Source organism: Massilia sp. CCM 8734 (assembly GCF_011682155.1).
Lineage (GTDB): Bacteria > Pseudomonadota > Gammaproteobacteria > Burkholderiales > Burkholderiaceae_D > Telluria_A > Telluria_A rubra.
Window position 1 is genome coordinate 1 of the sequence record NZ_WHJI01000111.1, and the last position, 1,863, is coordinate 1,863.

Consider the following 1,863-nt stretch of genomic DNA (forward strand, 5'->3'; position numbering starts at 1 on the left):
TTGTAGCACCCCGTTTCCCGAAGTGAGAATGACCACGGCCCAGCTGCGCGCGGTCGCGCACCTTGCCACGCTCATACAGGCCGACGACACCTTGCTGCGCGAGATCCGGCGCATCGTGCCCGCCAAGGTCGCCGGCTTCAGCGAATGGCGCGGCCAACTTGATTCCGACGTGTGGGTCCGTTTCCACTGGTATTTCGATGAGGTACGCGACGATTTTGTCGTGCCGGCGCAGGGCGTAAGCACAAACATCGTTCTTGTCACCCCTTTCAAACAAGATCTGTCCCGGCCCACGTTCTACCGCATGCTGATGCGCCGCCTTCGACGCCGGCTCGACTGGCAACCCTATGTGAAGCTCAACCTGGAGGCGCAGGACGTGCGCAACGATCCGCAGCTGCCGTCCATGCGTGCCGCGTTACGTCCCCTACCCATCGCCATCCGGCCCCTTCACCGGGATGGAACCGCGACTTGGGGCAGAAAGACCGCACGCGAGCTGGCCTGCCTCCCGCCAGCGGACCAGTTCGCGCAGATCGCCAAGCTTGCCAGGCAGAAGTTCTCCTTCGACCAGACCCTCGCCTACGTCCGCTGCAAGGAAGATGTCAACATCTACGTGCTTGAAGAAAATCACCGGCCGGCCTGGCGCGAGGTGTATGCAACGGAAGAACTAGCGATGCGCGATCCACGCCTGCACATGCAGCGCGGCGCCCATACCTGGCACGCTGAGCAATGGCACGCCGAAGACCCCGCGTTCTGGACCGCAGCTATCGCACAAGGCATCGAGCATGGCTGGCTGATGACGTCCGACGACGGCCTGGCCACGCTGGTCCTGTCACGCAAGGGAGAAGCTGTCACGGAAAGGGAGCTGCGCCTGATCGAGCCCAGTCTGATCGAAATCGCCCGGTTCGCGCACAGCATGATGCGGCACCAGCTGCGCCCGCCCGCAGCCGCCCAAGCAGCCGCGGGCGCGGTCCTGTCGGATATCGAGAGGACGATTCTGCTTCACATGCACGATGGCCTGCAGCGCAAGGAGATCGCCGACCGCATGAGGATGAGCCTGTCTGCATTGGACCGGCATATCAAGTCGTTCAAGGTCGAATTGAAAGCCAAGTCCAGCATCGATGCGATCAACAAGGCCAAGCTGCACGGCATGCTTCCCGTTACACGGTAATCAGGGGCGGTGGAGGTGCTCGCGCAGGAACCTGGCGTGCGAATACGGTTCGCGCTTGCGATAGTGGTCAGGCAGATCGAACATTGCCCAGTAGTAGTCTTCCCTGCCCCGCGTGACCTGCGGTGGCTTGCAGTATTTCAGCGGGTCGCCTGGCAGATCGGAGGACCAGCATCCGTCGCCAGTATGGAAAAACGGCACCACGCGGCGCTCACGCAGCGCGGCCGACAGCTCCGCAGGCGCACCCTCCTCTGCAGCGATATCGGCATGCCATTCAAGACTTCTGGCGTTCATCATCGGGACGAGCGTGGGCGCTCCTTCGGCGTCAAAGAACAGAAAACCGTGGGGATTAGTGAAAAGATAGTATTCAACGAATCCGTAGCGATCACACAGGCCCTGGACCATGGCGGCCGCAGCCGGGTCGCGCAAAAATCCAAACTCGTGGGCGTCCAGCTGACCGGCCTGGCTGCGTGATTGATCGAGGAAGTAGGTGTTCTGCAGAGCGTCGATGGCCGCCTCCAGCTGGTCGAGCGCGTCGGGCTCCTGCTTGCGGATAAACCGATGGATGAGGCCACGATTAAAGGCCGCCACGGCAAAGCTCGCGTCGGCGCGCGCAGTGAACATGATTTTCTTACAGGGCAGATCGGCGGCCGCCTCGCAAAACTCCAGCCCATCCATGTCCGGCATCGCGTAATCGATCA

The 1,863-nt window shown here is 61.9% G+C and carries 2 protein-coding genes; one reads left to right on the forward strand and one right to left on the reverse strand.

Annotation, left to right across the window (positions count from 1 at the left end; all coding sequences use genetic code 11):
- The coding region (locus tag F2P46_RS35565; RefSeq protein WP_166899209.1) for a DUF4902 domain-containing protein at window positions 1–1,165 on the forward strand (1,165 nt) is incomplete at its 5' end.
- On the opposite strand, the gene F2P46_RS35570 is transcribed toward F2P46_RS35565, so the two are convergent.
- On the reverse strand, window positions 1,166–1,863 hold a 698-nt coding region (locus tag F2P46_RS35570; protein ID WP_166899211.1), incomplete at its 5' end, for a response regulator. It abuts the gene before it with no gap.